This window comes from Microbacterium oryzae, assembly GCF_030406385.1.
GTDB classification, from domain to species: domain Bacteria; phylum Actinomycetota; class Actinomycetes; order Actinomycetales; family Microbacteriaceae; genus Microbacterium; species Microbacterium oryzae_A.
In genome coordinates this window covers 21803-40194 of sequence record NZ_JAUEPM010000012.1, presented here as the reverse complement: position 1 = coordinate 40194, position 18392 = coordinate 21803, and the positions used below count along the sequence as shown (strand labels likewise).

Genomic DNA, 18392 nt, shown 5'->3' with positions numbered 1-18392 from the left:
CGACGAACAAGACTCATAATGCCTTGACCGACTCGTTTGACTCGGTCTACGACATCCGTTGCGCGTCGATCATGCTGGGAAGATGCAGGAGCTCTGTTAGCTCATGCAGGTCGGACGTGCGCACGTCAGCTCGTCGAGGAGATCCTAAAGTGGCCAGACGATCAGTTTGACGCACCCGGCGGCGTAGATTCCTACGCGGTCGACAGGGGTCGTGCTCGTCGAAGGCTGGGCCGAGTGAGCAGCGCATGCGCCGTGACCGGTGGATGCCCTTCGCGGTAGCAGCCGAGTCTGACTCGCACGAGCCTTGTCCACGAAAGGTCGTGACGTCTAGCAGCAGCCTCTCCGACAGCGCGGCCCGAGCCCAACTCGCAACAACACTGAGCGCATCGCCGACGCCGCCGACCCCCACTGCAACCCGCACGACGAACCAGACCTCTGCGAGGAACCACCGACGATGCACCATTTCCCCGTGAGAAGGCCCTATGGCGTACGGCGTATTCGCAAACCAGAACACTGCCGCGCAGCTAGGTCACAAGTTCACGAACAGGTGACCGCGGCGTTCGGCCTCGACGACTGAATCAGACCGTATGCGCTTCCGCGATCAGGACGCAGCTGAATAATGCGGGCCAAAGTTCGACACCGAACGGAGGTATGCCACGACAACGTCCCGCTCGATACTCCCGTCAGGACAGACGTCAAGCCCGAATCCGGACAGCCTTGCGACCTCGACGCGTAGCACATCAGCCACAGCACACCTGGAAAGATGTTCCGGCAGGTGAGCGAGCGCGCCCGCGACGTCACCAGTGAACTTTGGCGCAGGATTGACAACGAGGCGTAGGTCAGACTTCATCGCACGCGCATCTGCGGCAGCGAAGCCGCGCACGTCGATCCGTGCAATCAGCCATCGCCCGGACACCTTGTACGCACCAATGTCATGCTTCCGCGCAAGCGCCACAACAGTCGCCTCCGTCCGATTCAGGAAGCGCGCGACTTCACTCGCCGACATGAGTGTCGGTCGTGTCGACCAGAACAGATCGGCTGTAGCGCTGGCGGACATGACTAGATCCTTCCAGAACGCAGCACCGACTATAAACCTTCGGCGAGCTCAGTCCCGCAGCGTGAGCCAGCCCCGGATGCGAATGCCCTGGGTCGTATTCCCAGGCGCCATGTGCCCGGGAAACTCGCGACCGTCCGTAGGTGGGGCCAAAATGTCTCCGCGGCACGGAGGTTCAGAGTGGTGTCGATCCGAGCGCCCGGTCAACTTCCAGCAGAGGCTGAGAGGCGACTATCGAGAGCGCACGAGGTGGTTGTGCTTGCTCCGACAAGCAAACGAGAACATGAAGCAACCGCAGAGCGCCTCGGTTTTACGTGCACTAGGCAGGCTGCCAGGTCTGAATCAGGCGAAGACTGTCTGTCACGCGCGTCAGACCGAGTCGGACTGGACGAAGGGCTTTTCTAAGCGGCACCGACACTGCCTCAGCAGGCCTCATTTGTACCAGCAACTGGTCCAATTGAGACCCTACGCTGTCTATGCCGGCCAGCTGGCTCAGCATAGAATTGTAGCCGTCACCTAGGGCGGGAAACTCGACGGCGAATCTGCGGAGTTGTTGCATATCAACATCCAAGGCTTTTGTAGTCACCAGCATTCGTTCACCGAGATTCCCGATCGTGATCGCTGGCGCCTCAAAGGCATGGGCGGCACGCACGCTCCACGCGTGAATCTGCTGCGGCGACGTCAATTGCCCGACCTGGCCCGCGTCGGACGCAGCAGTGCCGAGGTCTTGAATCGCAGGTGAAAGCGACTGCCCGATCTCGGTCAAGTCAGCAATCTCAGCCTGGATGGACTCGATAAGCTCTGCTAGACCGGGATCGTCCTCGTCGTCGTAAGGCTGGTTGGGCCGGCCGAGATCCGTCAGCATCCCTGAGTCCGACACATCCTCGAGGTTTGCAAGCCTCGCCTCGGCTACCTCGTACGCTGCTACAAATCGATCCGAGATCCGCGCCATCGTGCGCTTCCACTGAGACGACCCCGCGTCCGCCAAGACCGCGTCCTCGATGATCTCCCAATCCCGCGAGGCCGCTTCGCGAACGATGTCGTCCGGTGAGGTCGAATTGAAGATGACCGGAGCGTCGACCAGTAGAACTGGTAAGAGAAGTTCCTTCACACCGAGAGCGGTGGCGCTCGACTGGAACTTATTGAACTCCAGTCTGCACATCTCACTTTCAAGATAGTTGGCGCTAAGCAGAGGAATGAACACCGAAGCGCCCAGAATCTCAGCCTCTAGTCGCTCCTTCCATATCTCGCCCCACGCGATACTCTCCTGATCGAGGAACGCTCGAATGCGGCGCCCCGACTTCGCGTGGACGAAATGGGCGAGGAGGTCCTTGAAGGGCCTGACCATCCGATAGACGCGGTCGTCGGCTCTAGAATAGCTGAGAAAGACTGTGATCTCGGCATCAGCTCGACCAGTTAACTTCGCCGCCACGCTTGAATCCCCAGTGACAGAGGGCAGCGTCGATTCTTTGCCAGCGTTGACCAACTGCTTGCTCCGCTTATTGTTCTTGTTGCTCATTGCGTCCTTGACGTGGTTCGGAGTTTGGCATCCTTGACCCTCCTTCGGAGGATACGGCAACACTGTCCCTATCGGCCGAAACGGGCGACGGCATCGAACAAGAGATTTCGCGCCGCCACTTCTTCGTACTCGATTGCTATCGCAGCATGCCCCACTACATGCCCCCGCCGCCCGAGTAGAGCAATCGCACATGACGAGAGTCTGCGCCCAGTTGCTCGAGATGGGCTCAAGACGGCTGTCGCTGGAGAGCAATGAGTGCCGACACAAGGTCAAAGCAGGCTGGACGATGGCTTACGAGGAGGGGATCTCCCTTCGGTGAGACCTACGAGTCCGCGTTGCAGGCGGGTTGGTGGGCGCGCATCACTTCGCCTTCTCCCCGGGCATCGCGGTACGAGCAACCGGAAGTCCTCGAAGGTGCGAAGCAGAACGCACGCATGCAGGTCTCCACCATCGAGAACGGCAGGTTCCGGCTCATGTCTTAGTGCCGCTACGACCTGCGCATTGAGAAGCCTCTCGGCTACGTCGCCGTCCCGGATCGCGAGGAGCTTGCCTGACCTTGCATTGCGACATCGTGACGTACGCCACTATGGACCGGCGGCTTCGCAACCGCAGGTACATCGCGTCGCGCCTAGCGGCCGCCTACTCGAATTCCTCTAGAGGCGCGCCACAGCGTGTGCTCCCGAGAGAATGCTTCCTCTGCCTCGGTCACGAAGCGCTCCCACGCGCTCTCGTTCTGAAGAGAATCGAGCTGGGACAGAACGGAAGCCACCTCTTGGCTGGTCACTGAGTACGCCGAGGACAGAGTCTGATATTGCCGAGACTGCGCCCAAGCGGTGAGCGCGGCAGCGAGGGCTGAGACTAGGCCGAGTGCATCGAAGGCAATCACCTGTGCCCACAGTAGCCCGGCGGCAAAGATCCCCGCGACCTCGAAGATGACCATCATTGTTGTCCATTGGCGAAGTCGCCGAGCGTTGAATCTTGCCTTCCGCGAGTACCAGCTCAATTGATCAACAACACGGAACTCGCGATAGAACGCGCGTCGCTCATCGAACGTGCCCGCCCTCACTCGTCGCATCAGCGGCGTGATCTGCCCTCCGCTACCGTCAGCGGGAGGCACGTGGTCGAGGTCGGTCAACAATCCCTGGAGCTCCTCAGAGAAGCGGGTGTCGATGGTGAGGCCATCGTCCCCGAAGCCTTCGCCGCGGACCATATAGCGCCACGCGAGCGTCTTGGCGGACTCCGCCGCAGCTCGGCCCTCGTACCAGATTCGGTCGGGCCGGGCAGCGACCGTATATAGCTCCGCAGCCAACGCCACAAGTAGTGCAACTACCGCGACAAATCCGCCCAGCCACTCAAGGCCGTCGAAGGTGGTGAACATCCCGCCGGCGGCGGCTACAAGTAAGCCGCCAAGGCGGTAGCGCATGCATCGCACGAAGGCGCGCTGACCCGCAAGCGATTCTTGGTCAGCGCTGCGATACAGGGCAGGAAAATCCGTCTCGGCGGGCTTTCGCAGCTCACTAGCCGATGGCAAGGACGATTGCGTCAATGTCCCATCCAATCACCCGGGCGCGCACATTGGTCAGAGCCGCGGGAGTAATCACGCCCGCCTTCAACCGAACGCCGATGACCTTATTGCCGAGCTCCACGCTCTTCGCGATTTCCCACTCGACCCATTCGCTCTTGTGAGTGTCATCCCCAATTAGAACGATCGTTACCGAGGCGGCACGGATCTTCGCACTGATCTGACTTCGGATGTACGTAGCGTTTGTACTGTTATATGGCTCCTTAACTGAGTAGTCGTCGAACTCCAGTGCACTCTTCTTATTTTTCGCTTGACCTCGGAACAGGCGCACCAGCGCCAGGTCCTCTTCGACGAACGAAAGGAAGATGTGCTTCGTCATTGATGTACCCCCGGGCTAACGATCCGCGCGACCATCGCGCCGTACATGGACTTATTGGCGTCCGCCGTTTGCTTCTGCCGGCTCACCGCGTGCGGCATTCTTGGGCCAGCGCGCTCGATAATCTATCGCCTCGCCTGTTCGAGCGCATCGGCGGCCGATGCCTGTAGTTCGCTGTCCGGCGAAGCGTCGCAGTCAAGCGCTGTGACCGGCGGCGCGTGGCCACCCTTCGACACCGAGCAGCTACCCTTTTGGACCTAGAAGTATTGCGGAAACTCGCGACTGACGTCAAGCACTGACCTTAGTTGGTCATGTGAGTCCAGTTCCTTCGACAAGCTGGTCACTTGCGCGCGAGCTTGGCCCGTGCTGACTTCTCCCGCCTCCGCTCTCGCAATCCACACGCGGACTGCTAGTGCGATATTCGCGGCATCGCGGACGTCGTCCAATGCCGCCGCGATGGATGACGCTGCGCCTGAAGTGTTGCCACTGAGAAGGCTTATCTTGGCTTCGACGTTCTTGGACACTCCCATGGGAACGCCGGGAACGCGCATTGCTCGTTCGAGCTCGGTTCGGGCGCCGTCGAGCTCACCCGTGTCGGCGAGCATGCTGGCGAGCGAAAGGAGAGACTGGAAATAGTTCCCGTCGATCTCACCGCTCTTTCGGAACTGCTCCATGGCAAGGGCTGAGTTGCCCGTTCGCTGCGCGATGCGCCCGAGCCGGTGCCTATAGGCCGCATTGGCTGGCTCGCGACTTACAGCGCGTGCCATCACACGCTCCGCTTCTTCGACCTCGTCGAGGTTCTCCAGCGCCTCCGCATACAGGGCGAGGGTCCAGGGAGTGTCGCCACCACGATCAATAGCGATCCGCGCTGCCGCGACCGCACCAGTCCAATCGTCCATTCGCATTCGAGCTTGCGCGATGTCGGACCAGAGCTGAGCTGGATTATGTCTGTGCGGAATCGCCTTCTGAAAGAAGCTGATCGCGTCAGGCCAGTTCCTACCGATGAACTCAATTCGCCCTCTGTCGCGAAGGACCGAAGGATCGGTTGGATTCGCTTCCACGAGGTGATCCCCGAGGTCTCGAGCCTCCCCCAGCCGCCCAAGGTACGCGAGCGATTTCGCTTTGAGCTGCAGCGTGTTCCGGTCAACTTCATCAATGCCGGTTAATGCTTCATCCAGGAACGGCAACGCTTCGGCATAGCGTCGTTCGTGATACAACTCGAGCGCCGTCTGAGTGAGGGTTCCCGTCAGGCCTCCACGCAGGTCTCGCGCTTCGTCAAATCTTCCGGCTAGACCGAGAAGCTTCACCGCGGCTAGAAGCGACGGAACGTACTGCGGGTCGGTCCTCTGGAGCCGTTCCACCGCGGTGCGCATGTACTCGGCGACGCGTGCAGTGCGCTCCTTATGCTTGGGGCTTGAGCGGAATGAACGAAGGAAATAGTCCCGCACCAGTGGGTGGAGCGAAAGTGAACCGAGGCCGTCGTAGACAACTAGCGAGTAGTGGCTGGCTTCCGCAACGTCACGTTTGAACCCATCTGCATCAGTCTCGAGCATGGCAGCCAAGTCCTCGCCCGCAAGGGGGCCGTCCGCGAGGGCGAGCAATTCCAGCATGAGCCAGGTTGCGGGAGCGATGGTGGAAGGATCCACGAGGTCTGTTGCGATCTCGTGCCGTTGCTCGCGGAGATCGGCGGCGGTAAGGGGGAGACGAGGCGCCACGACTTCGAGGGCGAGGGGATGACCGTCTAGTTCCTTGACCACGGATACCAACTCAGCATCGGGTTGGCTCGCACCTAGATTTTTCAACAGCATCAACCCGTGAGGCGCGGCCAGCCCGTTGAGGAAGAAACTCGAGACTCTCGACTCCACCTGTGCGATGCGCGGCCTTCGCCGGGACGTGAGAATAATGAGGCGGCTGTAGCCCTCGCGCGCGTACGCCCCCTCAAGGATCGCGCTGAGAATCCGACCCGGCGCACCGTCTTCCCTGAGCCAGTGTTCGACACCCTCAAACACCCAGATGCCGCCCAGCTCCGCGAACTGCTCTAGCTTGGCCAAGGCATCTGCGAGGGCTTCGTGGACGCCGGAGCCGTCTTCCACCTCATTGCCGCCGACTGCGCGCGACACGAGGAGGTTCAGCTCGGTCTCTGCGGTCGCCGCGGTGACAGAGATCGTATGACTTGCGTTCGCTCCGATCGTAAGGCGCGTCAGGGCCTCGCGGACAAGGCTGCGTTTACCGATCCCAGGGAGCCCACACACGAACAAGGCCCGAACGTCTACGCCGTAGAGCGCCTCTTCGATGGCGCCAATTTCCTGGTTCCGATTAAGGAAGGGCTTGCGCGCATGCGGCGCCGGCCGTTCACCTGCCAGGGCCTTTGCAATCGATGCGGCGTCGGTTGCGCCACGGGCTTGGAGAAACGGTCGCAGGTACAGCGGCACGGGAGTGGTATCGAGGCGAATGACCCGAATCGCAATGGCACTGTCTTCCAGCCAGCGGATGAATGCCATGTGGAGTTCGAAGCTCACCCATCTAGACTCCGCCGACGACTCGCTCCAGAGCAGTGTGAAGTCGGACGCGTTCTCGATGCCGTCGCTGATCTGCTTCAGAAGCAGATCACCCACGTCAAGCTCGTGAAGATCGACCCAGGCGTTCCCGTCAAGAAGTCGCTTCAACTCCAGCGCGAGGGGCTTGTCCGCAGATGCGTGCGAGATGAAGAAACGAGTCACTAAAATCCCCAACCTTGCGGTGCCCGAGCGGGACCATCTTCGCCGACCGTACAGCAGGTTCACCAGGCGGAATGCTCTCCGCGCCCCAACGGGGCGCAACGTGCGGCAGATCGGGTTACCGGTAATCGATTGATCCCCGGCGCATTGGGACGGATCGCGCTCCCTCAGAGTGAAGCCCTCATGAGAAGCGGCCTCTGAGCGATCGCATTGCACTCGCCCCCGCTGTCGACCTTTCACGTGGAGGGTCGATCGTCAGGGATCCGCGCGCGCTGCTTGGCGAGCAGACGTGCCCGGCACGATCACCGTCCACGTAGAGTGGGATGACACGCGCGGACGCACGGCCGTCACCTTCGCTGCGCTCGAGCCCCATGCGGAGGCGCAACATCACGAGCCAGGTGCTCAGGGGGGTTCGAACGCACTGGATCCTGACGAGGTCAGCCCTTGACATGGTCGACGTCGGCGCTGAGAGTGGCGACAAGCTCAACCGAATTCCGGTGCGCGATTTCTTCAGTCGCGTGCGGGCGCACGAGGAGCGCGAGCCCATGGAGTCTCTGCACCCCCCGCTATTTCCGTCTATCGCGTCGCGACAGCAATCAGCTATCCACCGCTGAAGCTCGTCTTCGACACTCTTCAGGTAAGCCAGAGCACCGCAACCCGCCTCATGAGTCGCGCGCGTGACTCGGGTCTAGCTCCAGAAGTACGCATTCAGGAACTCCGGCGGGCGCCGGCGGTAGACCTCTACAACCCGGGCAAGCCACTTGATCCTGCAGCGTCACATCAGGGGCTGCTCAGCCCTGAGGCCCGTCGACCGGACGCTGAGCGGCCCGCCGGTGCTACCGCTTGACCGCCTCACTCTGGAGCGACGGCAGGAATCAGCCATTAGTTCATAACTGCAGCCAACCTCCAGCGATGTCCGATCAGCAATATGCTCATTCGACTCGCGTCGCCGCCGGGCTCGATTTAGCCTCCGTTGGGTTCGCCTGGCGGACACGCCTCACGGCCTGATTCCTCGCGCAGTATTGCCCCGTATTTCGCACGCAAACGGTTGACGCGACCTGATTTCGACCGTCGCTAGATATTGCCCGAGTCTTCAAGTCCCGCGTAATTCCCCGGTTCTTGCAGGCGCCTGTCTGAGTGAGCATCGTGCTCAATCGCGTTCGAGCCCTCCAGGTGCGCAGTTGCTTCTTGCTCCTGGCTCGTCTTTCTGCTGCGCCTCAAGCCATGCAAAGGGCGATTAGTTCCACTCATACCTAGCCCTACCTACACGGCGTCCTAAACCGGCACCGCGCACCCCTCCCCCTCAGCCCCGCGCCAGCCCTCCCCCTCATCTCCCGCCATCCCGCCCCGGTAGACTCTTCCTCGTCCGCTCCCCCTCGCCCCTCAGGAGCCTCTCGCGTGACCACGCCCGCATCATCCGCGTCCGCCAATGCCCACGTCGCCGACACCGTCGAGAACGCCGTGGCCACTCCCGAGAAGGAGCAGCCGTACGACGCGCTGGGCCTGAAGCCCGACGAGTACGAGCAGATCAAGAAGATCCTCGGCCGCCGCCCCACCTCGGGCGAGCTGGCGATGTACTCCGTCATGTGGAGCGAGCACTGCTCCTACAAGAGCTCGAAGAACTACCTGCGCCGCTTCGGCCAGAAGGTCAGCGACGAGATGCGCGAGCGCCTCATGGTCGGCATGGGCCAGAACGCGGGCGTCGTCGACGTTGGCGAAGGCTGGGCCGTCACCTTCAAGGTCGAGTCGCATAACCACCCGTCGTACATCGAGCCCTTCCAGGGCGCGGCGACGGGCGTCGGCGGCATCGTCCGCGACATCATCTCCATGGGCGCGCGCCCCGTCGCCGTGATGGACCAGCTGCGCTTCGGCGACATCGACCACCCCGACACCGCCCGCGTCGTGCACGGCGTCGTCGCCGGCATCTCCGCCTACGGCAACTGCCTGGGCCTGCCGAACATCGGCGGCGAGACGGTCTTCGACTCCGTCTACCAGGCCAACCCCCTCGTCAACGCGCTCGCGGTCGGCGTCATGCGCCACGAGGACATCCGCCTCGCCAACGCCACCGGAACCGGCAACAAGGTCGTGCTCTTCGGCGCCCGCACCGGCGGCGACGGCATCGGCGGCGCGTCCATCCTCGCCTCCGACACCTTCGCCGACGGCGGACCCACCAAGCGCCCCGCGGTGCAGGTGGGCGACCCCTTCGCCGAGAAGGTGCTCATCGAGTGCTGCCTCGAGCTCTACAAGGCCGACCTCGTCGAGGCCATCCAGGATCTCGGCGCCGCCGGCATCTCCTGCGCCACGAGCGAGCTCGCCGCGAACGGCGGCTCGGGCATGAAGGTCGAGCTCACGAACGTGCTCCTCCGCGACCCGTCGCTCACGCCCGAGGAGATCCTCATGAGCGAGTCGCAGGAGCGCATGATGGCGATCGTCGCTCCCGAGAAGCTCGAGGCCTTCCTCGCCGTCACCGGCAAGTGGGATGTCGAGACGAGCGTCCTCGGCGAGGTCACCGGGGACGGCCGCCTCGTCATCACCTGGGACGGTGAGACGATCGTCGACGTCGACCCCTCCACCGTCGCCGTCGACGGCCCGGTCTACGACCGCCCGGTCTCCTACCCCGCGTGGATCGACGCCCTCCAGGCCGACTCGGCGTCGCGCCTGGAGCGCCCGACCGAGCCCGAGGCCATCCGCGAGCAGTTCGCAAAGCTTGTCGCGAGCCCGAACCTCGCCGACACCTCGTGGATCACGAACCAGTACGACTACTACGTGCTCGGGAACACGGCCCTGTCGTTCCCCGACGACGCGGGGATGATCCGCGTCGACGAGGAGTCGGGCCTCGGCTTCTCGATCGCGACCGACGCCAACGGCCGCTACTGCCAGCTCGACCCGTACGCGGGCGCGCAGCTCGCCCTCGCCGAGGCGTACCGCAACGTCGCCGTCACGGGAGCTGTGCCCACCGCCGTCACCGACTGCCTGAACTTCGGCTCGCCGGAGAACCCCGAGGTCATGTGGCAGTTCGGGCAGGCCGTCGACGGCCTCTCCGACGCGTGCCTCGCGCTCGGCGTGCCGGTCACCGGCGGCAACGTATCGTTCTACAACCAGACCGGCGAGACGCCCATCCACCCCACCCCCGTGGTCGGCGTGCTGGGCATCATCGACGACGTCACCCGCCGCATCCCGAGCGGATGGCAGGACGCCGGCGACAACATCTACCTCCTCGGCACCACGCGCGAGGAGCTGGATGGCTCCGCCTGGTCGGAGGTCATCCACGGTCACCTCGGCGGACGCCCGCCGGTCGTCGATCTGGATGGCGAGAAGCGCCTCGCCGGCCTGCTGCAGGCCGCGCGCGACGAGTGGCTCATCTCCTCGGCCCACGACCTGTCGGAGGGCGGCCTCGGCCAGGCCCTCGCGGAGGGCGTGCTGCGCTTCGGCGTCGGCGCCCGCGTGTGGCTCACGGAGATCATGGCGCGCGACGGCGTCGACGCCGCCACCGCCCTCTTCAGCGAGTCGACCGGCCGGGTCATCGTGACGGTGCCGCGCGAGGAGGACGTGAAGTTCCGCGGCCTCTGCGAGGGCCGGGGCTACCCCGTCGCCCGCATCGGCGTGACCGACAGCGAGCCCGCGCTCGAGGTGCAGGACGTCTTCACGGTGTCCGCCGCGGAGCTGCGCGAGCTGTCGACCGCGACCCTGCCCGCCCGCTTCGGCCCGACGGTGGTCGAGCCCGTCGCCTGATGTCCGACCTCGAGGAGCAGGAGGACGCCGCCTACGAGGCGTACCGTGCGCAGCGTCTGCGCCGCGTGCGGGTCGTCGCCTGGGTCGCGATCATCGCGCTGATCGCGACGGGTGGCGGGAGCGCGATCTTCGCGCTGCTGTTCCCGTAGCGCGGGTTGCGGCGTTTCGTCTCGCTTCGCTCGCTCAACGTCCGGGGGTGGTTGCGACCTCTCCGGACGTTGAGCGAGGAGCGAAGCGACGAGACGAAACGGGCGGGTTGCGGCCCCTTCCGGACGTTGAGCGAGGAGCGAAGCGACGAGACGAAACGGGCGACAGGTGCGGCGCGTTTCGTCTCGCTTCGCTCGCTCAACGTCCGGGGGTGATTGCGGCTCGCCGGCCGCGCGCAACCCCCTGGGCCGCACCCCGGCCATCCGCTTGGCTCGACCGCATGACGAACCCATTCCTCGGCCGCGACGACCAGGCCATCGACGTCTCCGACACCCCGCGCGGTGAGCTCGAGGTGGTGCACACCTTCACCGACGGCCCCATGCCGACCGGCGTGAGCGTCTCGCACACGGGGCGCATCTTCGTGAACTTCCCGAAGTGGGGCGACGAGGTGCCCGCCACCGTCGTCGAGCTCGTCGACGACACCGCGAAGCCGTACCCAAGCGCGGAGGCGAACCAGGCCGAGGGCAAGGCCGATCCAAACGCCTTCGTGTCGGTGCAGAGCATCGTCGTCGACCCCGCCGACCGCCTGTGGGTTCTCGACACCGGCAGCCCGATGTTCGAGGAGACGCAGCGCGGCGGCCCGAAGCTCGTCTGCGTCGACCTTGCCACCGACGAGATCGCGCAGACCATCTTGTTCGAACCGGATGTCGCCCTGCCGACCACCTACCTCAACGACGTCCGGTTCGATCTGCGCCAGGGCGAGGCGGGCTTCGCGTACATCACCGACTCCTCGGACCAGGGCCCGAACGGGATCATCGTCGTCGACCTCGCAACGGGCGAGGCATGGCGGCGCCTCCACGACCATCCGACCACCAAGGCCCTGCCGCCCGAGGAGATGGTGCCGGTCGCCGAAGGGCGGGTGTTCGCCGAGCGCGCTGCCGGAGAGGCCCCGCAGCCGGTCAAGATGGGCGCGGACGGCATCGCGATCTCCCACGACGGCGAGCGTCTCTGGTATTGCCCGCTCATCTCGCGCCGGTGGTTCAGCGTAGACACCGCGGCGCTGCGCGACCGGGCGCTCTCCGACGAGGAGGTCGCGGCGACCGTCGTCGACGAGGGCGACAAGGGCGGCGGCGCCGACGGGCTCGAGAGCGACGACCAGGGCCGCCTCTACGCGACGAACTGGGAGCACAACGCCGTCCTCCGGCGGCTTCCCGACGGGGAGATGCAGACCCTCGTGCACGACGAGCGGTTGCTCTGGCCCGACACCATGTCGATCGCGCGCGACGGTCATCTCTATGTCACGGCGAACCAGCTGCACCGGCAGGCGACCTATCAGGACGGGCAGGACCTGCGGGTCTACCCGTACCACCTGTTCCGCTTGGCCATCGATGCGGGGCCGGTGCTGCTGCGCTGAGGCGGAGCGCGGATGCGCCGCCGCGCGGTCGGTCGGCGAGCGGACGAGCGACGCGCGTGATAGGCCGGAGCCATGTGGTTCGACACCTGGTCAGACGTCCTGCGCGTGATCGTCATCGGCACGGCGTCGTACACGGCGCTCATCGTGCTCCTGCGCCTGACCGGGAAGCGGTCGCTCAGCCAGCTGAACGCCTTCGACTTCGTGGTCACCGTCGCCCTCGGCTCGACGCTCGCGACGATCCTGCTCTCGAGCGATGTGTCCTACACCGAGGGCGTCGTCGCGCTCGGGCTGCTCCTGGCGCTTCAGCTCATCGTCTCGTTCCTCTCCACCCGGATCCGGGCCTTCCGACGCGCCATCACCGCCGAGCCGGTCCTCTTGGTGAGGGACGGGAGCTTCCGCCGCGAGGCGATGGCGTCGGCTCGTGTGACCGAGGCGGAGGTGCATCAGGCGGTCCGCGGCTCCGGATCCGGCTCGCTCTCCGACATCGCCGCCGTCGTGCTCGAGACGAACGGCAAATTCAGCGTCATCACGAAGGCGAAGGCCGGCGACGGCTCCGCGCTGAGCGGCGTGCCCGGGTTCTGAGTCGGCGAGCGGCGGTCTCGCTCGCGCTGATAGCGCCGATCGCGCTTGGGCAGCGGATGAACATTCCAGGAACGTGGCTCAGTCATGTTCGTGGACGGGCGCGATCGGCAAGAATCGCTCTTGACGCGCACGACAACCCTCATCGCGCGACCCGCCTGAACGACTGGGAGGAATGCGCCGATGCAACAGCAGGTTCTTCTCGGGACCCTCGCGATCGGCGCCGGCGTCGTGGTCGGGGTGGCCCTGTTCATCCCCTTCGTGATCATCAGCTACCGCACCCGCGGCCGACTGAGTGCACGCCGGCTGCTCGTCTCGTTCACGGCGCTCGTGTACTTCTGCGCCATCTGGACCTACACGCTGCTGCCGCTTCCCGCGCCCGAGGCCATTATCTGCAGCGGGACGAATCTCAATCCTCTCGCCTTCGTCGACGACATCGCGGGGGCCCTCGCGCGACCCGGGACCACGCTGACGGATCCGGCGGTCCTGCAACTGGTGCTCAACGTCGCACTCTTCGCGCCGCTCGGCTTCTTCCTGCGCGTGCTCGCAGGACGCCGGATCCTCGCCGCGGTTCTCATGGGACTCGCCGTCTCCGCCCTGATCGAGGCGACCCAGCTCACCGGCGTCTGGGGGCTGTACCCCTGCGCGTACCGCGTGTTCGACGTCGACGACCTCCTCACCAACACCACCGGCGCCGCGCTGGGGTCGCTCGCAGCGCTGATCGTGCCCGCGCGTCTCGTCCGCCCCCGCTCCGATGCAGACGCCGACGCTCCTCGCCCGGTCACGCGCGTCCGCAGGCTGCTGGCCATCCTCTGCGACGGGATTGGACACGTCATCGTGGCCTTCGTCGTCGCAGTCGGGGTGCGGGCGGGGTTGATCTACGGCCTGCAGGACGACAAGCTCGCGCTCGGTCCGCTGCCCGGCGTCGTCGGCGGAGTGACGGCCGCCCTGATCTGGCTCGTCCTCATCCTCGTGAGCGGTCAGTCGGTCGGGGACTTCGCCGTCCAGCTCCGGTACAGCGGGTCCCCGCTGCCGCGCCCGATCGCGCACACCCTGCGCGCCCTCGGCGGCGTGACGGGGTATGCGCTGCTGTCGCTGCTCCCCGATCCGCTCAGCCTTTCCGCGAACGTCCTCGCGATCGTGAGCCTCGTCCTCGTCTTCACCACCCGCGACGCCCGAGGACTGCCGGGCGTGCTCTCCGGACAGCAGCTCTCCGACGCGCGCGAGCAGCACGCGGCATCGACCGCGTCCGGGGAACGATCGTGACGCCGGTCAGCAGCAGTCGCAGACGTCCCCCTGGCGCTCGCCCGTCAGCGCCGCGACCGGCTGCTTGCACGCGTCTCCGCGCCACGCCTCAAGCCCCTCGCGCACGGCGAAGACCACCACGACGAGACCAGCGAGCGGGTCGGCCCACGACCATCCGAAGAGCAGGTTGAGCAGCAGCCCGACGAGGACGGCGGCGGACAGGTAGCTGCAGATGAGCGTCTGCTTCGAGTCGGCGACCGCCGACGCGGAGCCGAGTTCCCGGCCGGTGCGGCGCTCGATGAAGCTGAGGAACGGCATCACCGCGACGCTGACCGCGGCGAGCGCGATGCCGACCGGGCTGTGCTCGGGTTCGCGGAGCCCCGTGAGCGTGAGGAGCGCGTCGACGGAGACGTAGAGGGCGATGCCGAAGAACGACACCGCGATCACCCGGAGCGCGACCCGCTCCCGCGCCTCGGGATCGGGACCCGCGAACTGCCACGCCACGGCCGCCGCGGAGAGCACCTCGACGACCGAGTCGAGCCCGAAGCCGATGAGCGCGGTCGAGGAGGCGATCGAGCCGGCAGCGATCGCGATGATCGCCTCGATGAGGTTGTAGGTGATCGTCGCAGCGACGATCCAGCGGATGCGCCGCTGCAGGATGGCGCGCCGCTGGGGAGACGGCACCGTGACGGTGCTCATGCGCGGGTTCCGCAGCAGAAGGGCGCGTCGCAGTCGTCGCCGGTGCAGCCCTCGCCATCGTCAACGGCGAGGACCACGTCGACGAGCGACGTGAGCGCGCGGGTGAGGTGCGGGTCGGCGATCTCGTAGCGCGTGCGGCGCCCTTCGGGAACGGCGACGACGATCCCGCAGCCGCGCAGGCAGGCGAGGTGGTTCGACACGTTGGTGCGGGTGAGTTCCAGCTCCTCTGCCAGTCGGGCGGGATAGCCCGGCTCGTCGAGCAGGCGCAGCAGAATCCGCGACCGCGTCGGATCGGCGAGGGCACGGCCCAGGCGATTGAGGACATCCCACTTCGGAGCAATGGTCAGCACACACTGACTATACAGCGGGCGGTGACCGATGTGGCGCTCTCGGCGCACGCATAGCCTCGCTCGCTAACTTCGAGCTCACAGGGGGAGTACTTCCGCCGCGGTCGGCCCGTCAGTACGGACTCGTCATCGAGTTCCGGGTCGCCGGCTCCGATCCGTCGGAGTGAAGGAGACTCTGGCAGCAGTCGGCTTCGCCGACCCTTCCGGAGGATGCCATGAGCAAGCTCAACCAGATCATCAAGCTCGCCAAGAAGGCGATGGACGCGCAGTCCTCGTCGTCGTCGCAGCGCGGCTCGTCGTCGCAGAACGACTGGATGGCGAAGGCCCGCAGTGCCGCCGAGTCGCTGCTCGGAGACCAGTCCCGGCCGCAGGAGCGCTCGGACGGGTACCGCTCGGCCGCGACGGGCGTGCCGCGGCCGCCGGCTCCGTACGGCGACTACCGCCAGGGAAACCGCCCGACGCCGCCCGCGCCATCCGGCTCGGCGCAGGACCGCGCGGCGATCGCGCGCTACGACTACCTGCTGCAGACCGCCCGGCCCGACCAGATCGAGCAGGTGCACCGCGAGGCGTTCGCTCGACTGACAGCCGACCAGCGCGCCCAGGTCGCCGCACGCATGCGCGCGGAACTCCCCCCGCACGAGCAGCCGCGCTCGTCCGACGCTCCCGAGCTCGCCCGCGCGGCGGCGCGGACCGAGGCGACCCAGCCGGGCAAGCTGCGCGGGCTCCTCGCGCGAGCCGGCGGTGTCGGCGTCGCGGGCGGCGTGCTCGCCGGGGCGGCCGGCCTCCTCGGCGTGGTCGCGGGAGGGGCCATCCTCACGAGCGTCGGGGGCGCGCTGCTCGAGCAGGCGCAGGGCATCGACTTCGACGGCATCGCGGAGAACCTCGACGTGCAGTCGATCGCGGAGGGCGCCGGCGGGTTCGTCACCGAGGCCGGCGACTACGCGCAGGGCTTCGGTGACCAGGTGTCGGAGGCCGGCGGCGGGCTGGGCGACATCGCACAGGGCTTCGACATTCCGGGGTTGAACGACTTCTTCGGGCGCTGAGCGCGGCCTGCGGTGGGTTCGCCAGTGCGGGCGACACGGTTTCGTGGGCGGGGGCGTGTCGACCGCACTGGCGAACCGGGCGCCCGGCCGCTCGGTCGTGCGGAACTCGCGTTATCCGGCCCCTAAGCACCACGACGGCACCACCGAACCCGAGGCCCGGCTATTCGGTCGTGCGGAACTCCCGTTATCCGCCCCCAAAGCCGCACAACGGCACCACCGAACCCGAGGCCCGAACGCTCGGTGGTGCGGAACTCGCGTTATCCGCCCCGTAAGCCGCACAACGGCACCACCCAACCCCGACGCCGCCTACCCGGCTCGACGCACGCGCAGCACGGCGTCGGTGACCGCGAGGGTCTGGCCGTCGGGGCGGGTCGCCATCCGATCCACCATGGCGTTGGTCTCGACGATCCACCCCTCGGGCAGTGCGAGCGAGGCGAGCACCTCATCCGACGACGGGAGCGGGGGCCCGTCGTGGCGGTCGCCGTGCGACCCGGGCGGGAAGGCGGCGTGCCCGACGATGAGCAGTTGCCCGCCGAGCGCCACCGCGGAGGCCGCCTGCCGCAGCACGCGCTCGCGCGGCAGCTCGACCGGCGAGTGCAGGAACGCGGTCGTCACGAGGTCGTACTGAACGGATGGGCGCCAGGTCGCGAGATCGGCCTGCACCCACTCGACGCGGTCGCCGAGCCCGCGCCGCTCGGCCTCCGCCGCGCCGACCTCCAGCGCGGCGGTGGAGATGTCGACGGCGGTGACGGACCATCCGCGCTCGGCGAGCCAGAGGGCATCCGCTCCTTCGCCGCTGCCGAGCTCGAGGGCGGTTCCGGGCTCGAAACCCGAGACCTCACGCTCGACGGCGGCATTAACCCGCCCGCTCCACATCAGACCCTTCTCGGCGCGAGCGTCGCGGTAGCGCGCCTCCCAGAACGCCGCCGGGTCACGGGGCTCGTCGACCGCCGCGTCCACGCCGGTCACCGCGCCACCTCGACGGTGCGGGCGGACGGGTCGTCCGGCACCTCGACGATCGACCGACGCGCCGCTGCCACCTCCTCGGCGATGAACTCGCCGTTGATCGCCAGGGCGGCCGCAGCCCCCGATCCCGCGGCGATGGGCACGAGGGCGGCGGGATTCGCCGCGTTGCCGATCGCCCACACCCCCGCGACACTCGTCCGGCCGAGGGCGTCGACCGCGGTCCACTCGCCCAAGGGCGTAGCCACGCGGTCCACGCCGAGCTGGCGCAGCGGCCCATCCAGCGGCTCGAGCGCGGGCTCGGCGAACACGACGTCGACGGGAACGGTCGTGCCGTCGACGAGGCCGAGCGCGACGAGCTCCTCACCCTCGCTGACGACCTGCGCCACGAGCCGCGCCTCCACCCGGATGTCGCGCGCCTCGAGCAGGAGGCGCTCCTCCTCCGGAAGGGGGCCAGCAAGCGCCGTGAACACCGTGATGTCCTCCGAGTACGGGCGCAGCATGTGCGCCTTGTGCAGCCCCGCGACGGAGCCGAGGAGCACGCCGATGCGCCGACCCCGGGCCTCGTATCCGTCGCAGTACGGGCACGCCACCGCCCCGCGGCCCCACTGCTCGGCGAGCCCCGGGATGTCCGGCAGCCGGTCGCGAGCACCGGTCGCGACGACGAGGCGGCGCCCGTTGGCGACCGCGCCGCTCTCGGTCGTGACCTCGAACCCGTCGGCGATCGCCTGCGCGGCAACGGCTCGCTCCGGGGCGATCACGCCGCCGACAGCGCGCACCTCCCGATAACCGTCGGACACGAGGTCGAGCGGCGAGTACCCGTCGCGACTCAGCACGCCGTGCATGTGCGGCGCGAAGCGGTTGCGCGGCTGCTGCGTGTCGAGGACGAGCACGCGGCGGCGGGCGCGGGCGAGGATGAGCGCGGCACTCAATCCGGCGGCGCCCCCGCCGACGATGATGACATCCCAGTGCTCCCCCGCGAGCGCAGCGTTCGAGGGCGGGGCGGATGGCCGGTCGGAGTTCTTCATGGATCCA

The 18392-nt window shown here is 66.6% G+C and carries 15 protein-coding genes; 6 read left to right on the top strand and 9 right to left on the bottom strand.

Annotated features, from left to right (window positions below):
• Positions 1-601: 601 nt before the first annotated feature.
• The 5 genes from QWJ90_RS13960 to QWJ90_RS13940 form a co-directional block, all read right to left on the bottom strand.
• Positions 602-1057: a helix-turn-helix domain-containing protein gene (locus QWJ90_RS13960; RefSeq protein ID WP_290108475.1), complete on the bottom strand. Its 456-nt coding sequence runs from the start codon at positions 1055-1057 to the stop codon at positions 602-604.
• A 316-nt stretch (positions 1058-1373) separates the two neighbouring features.
• Positions 1374-2573 carry a toll/interleukin-1 receptor domain-containing protein gene (locus tag QWJ90_RS13955; protein ID WP_290108474.1) on the bottom strand — a complete coding sequence of 400 codons (1200 nt, stop codon included), beginning with the start codon at positions 2571-2573 and terminating at the stop codon, positions 1374-1376.
• Between the two features lie 628 nt (positions 2574-3201).
• Positions 3202-4119: a DUF4231 domain-containing protein gene (locus tag QWJ90_RS13950; RefSeq protein WP_290108473.1), complete on the bottom strand. Its 918-nt coding sequence runs from the start codon at positions 4117-4119 to the stop codon at positions 3202-3204.
• Positions 4091-4474: a TIR domain-containing protein gene (locus QWJ90_RS13945; protein WP_290108472.1), complete on the bottom strand. Its 384-nt coding sequence runs from the start codon at positions 4472-4474 to the stop codon at positions 4091-4093. The genes QWJ90_RS13950 and QWJ90_RS13945 overlap by 29 nt, the downstream gene beginning before the upstream one ends.
• 254 nt (positions 4475-4728) lie before the next feature.
• Entirely contained in the window at positions 4729-7254 is a 2526-nt protein-coding gene (locus tag QWJ90_RS13940; RefSeq protein WP_290108470.1) for a toll/interleukin-1 receptor domain-containing protein, read from the bottom strand.
• A gap of 1332 nt (positions 7255-8586) precedes the next feature.
• Here QWJ90_RS13940 and purL point away from each other — a divergent pair.
• The 5 genes from purL to QWJ90_RS13915 all read left to right on the top strand — a co-directional run bounded on the left by purL (position 8587) and on the right by QWJ90_RS13915 (position 14326).
• Entirely contained in the window at positions 8587-10920 is a 2334-nt protein-coding gene (purL, locus tag QWJ90_RS13935) for a phosphoribosylformylglycinamidine synthase subunit PurL (RefSeq protein ID WP_290108469.1), read from the top strand.
• Positions 10920-11069: a hypothetical protein gene (locus QWJ90_RS13930; RefSeq protein WP_290108468.1), complete on the top strand. Its 150-nt coding sequence runs from the start codon at positions 10920-10922 to the stop codon at positions 11067-11069. Before purL ends, QWJ90_RS13930 begins: the two co-directional genes overlap by 1 nt.
• 278 nt (positions 11070-11347) lie before the next feature.
• Positions 11348-12481, top strand: coding sequence for an L-dopachrome tautomerase-related protein (locus QWJ90_RS13925; RefSeq protein WP_290108466.1), 1134 nt, complete (start codon positions 11348-11350; stop codon positions 12479-12481).
• Positions 12482-12553: 72 nt separating this feature from the next.
• Complete coding sequence (locus QWJ90_RS13920) at positions 12554-13063, top strand: DUF421 domain-containing protein (RefSeq protein ID WP_290108465.1); 510 nt, start codon at positions 12554-12556, stop codon at positions 13061-13063.
• Positions 13064-13243: 180 nt separating this feature from the next.
• Complete coding sequence (locus QWJ90_RS13915) at positions 13244-14326, top strand: VanZ family protein (protein WP_290108463.1); 1083 nt, start codon at positions 13244-13246, stop codon at positions 14324-14326.
• A 6-nt stretch (positions 14327-14332) separates the two neighbouring features.
• On the opposite strand, the gene QWJ90_RS13910 is transcribed toward QWJ90_RS13915, so the two are convergent.
• Together QWJ90_RS13910 and cmtR are read right to left on the bottom strand one after the other, a co-directional pair.
• Complete coding sequence (locus tag QWJ90_RS13910; protein WP_290108461.1) at positions 14333-15004, bottom strand: cation transporter; 672 nt, start codon at positions 15002-15004, stop codon at positions 14333-14335.
• Positions 15001-15354, bottom strand: coding sequence for a Cd(II)/Pb(II)-sensing metalloregulatory transcriptional regulator CmtR (gene cmtR, locus QWJ90_RS13905; RefSeq protein WP_290108460.1), 354 nt, complete (start codon positions 15352-15354; stop codon positions 15001-15003). Before cmtR ends, QWJ90_RS13910 begins: the two co-directional genes overlap by 4 nt.
• Before the next feature lie 212 nt (positions 15355-15566).
• Here cmtR and QWJ90_RS13900 point away from each other — a divergent pair, with 212 nt between their 5' ends.
• A complete protein-coding gene (locus QWJ90_RS13900) occupies positions 15567-16394 on the top strand; it encodes a cation-transporting ATPase (RefSeq protein WP_290108459.1) in 828 nt (275 codons plus the stop codon).
• A 306-nt stretch (positions 16395-16700) separates the two neighbouring features.
• Here QWJ90_RS13900 and QWJ90_RS13895 read toward each other — a convergent pair whose 3' ends face one another.
• Both QWJ90_RS13895 and QWJ90_RS13890 read right to left on the bottom strand, forming a co-directional pair.
• Complete coding sequence (locus QWJ90_RS13895) at positions 16701-17363, bottom strand: SAM-dependent methyltransferase (RefSeq protein ID WP_290108458.1); 663 nt, start codon at positions 17361-17363, stop codon at positions 16701-16703.
• Complete coding sequence (locus QWJ90_RS13890; protein WP_290108457.1) at positions 17360-18385, bottom strand: NAD(P)/FAD-dependent oxidoreductase; 1026 nt, start codon at positions 18383-18385, stop codon at positions 17360-17362. Before QWJ90_RS13890 ends, QWJ90_RS13895 begins: the two co-directional genes overlap by 4 nt.
• Positions 18386-18392: the final 7 nt, after the last annotated feature.

Coding starts and splice junctions, on each gene's coding strand:
- QWJ90_RS13930 (WP_290108468.1), top strand. CDS start 10,920: ATGTCCGACCTCGAGGAGCAGGAGGACGCCGCCTACGAGGCGTACCGT.
- QWJ90_RS13920 (WP_290108465.1), top strand. CDS start 12,554: ATGTGGTTCGACACCTGGTCAGACGTCCTGCGCGTGATCGTCATCGGC.
- QWJ90_RS13915 (WP_290108463.1), top strand. CDS start 13,244: ATGCAACAGCAGGTTCTTCTCGGGACCCTCGCGATCGGCGCCGGCGTC.
- QWJ90_RS13910 (WP_290108461.1), bottom strand. CDS start 15,004: ATGAGCACCGTCACGGTGCCGTCTCCCCAGCGGCGCGCCATCCTGCAG.
- QWJ90_RS13945 (WP_290108472.1), bottom strand. CDS start 4,474: ATGACGAAGCACATCTTCCTTTCGTTCGTCGAAGAGGACCTGGCGCTG.
- QWJ90_RS13890 (WP_290108457.1), bottom strand. CDS start 18,385: ATGAAGAACTCCGACCGGCCATCCGCCCCGCCCTCGAACGCTGCGCTC.
- QWJ90_RS13960 (WP_290108475.1), bottom strand. CDS start 1,057: ATGTCCGCCAGCGCTACAGCCGATCTGTTCTGGTCGACACGACCGACA.
- QWJ90_RS13955 (WP_290108474.1), bottom strand. CDS start 2,573: ATGAGCAACAAGAACAATAAGCGGAGCAAGCAGTTGGTCAACGCTGGC.
- QWJ90_RS13925 (WP_290108466.1), top strand. CDS start 11,348: ATGACGAACCCATTCCTCGGCCGCGACGACCAGGCCATCGACGTCTCC.
- QWJ90_RS13900 (WP_290108459.1), top strand. CDS start 15,567: ATGAGCAAGCTCAACCAGATCATCAAGCTCGCCAAGAAGGCGATGGAC.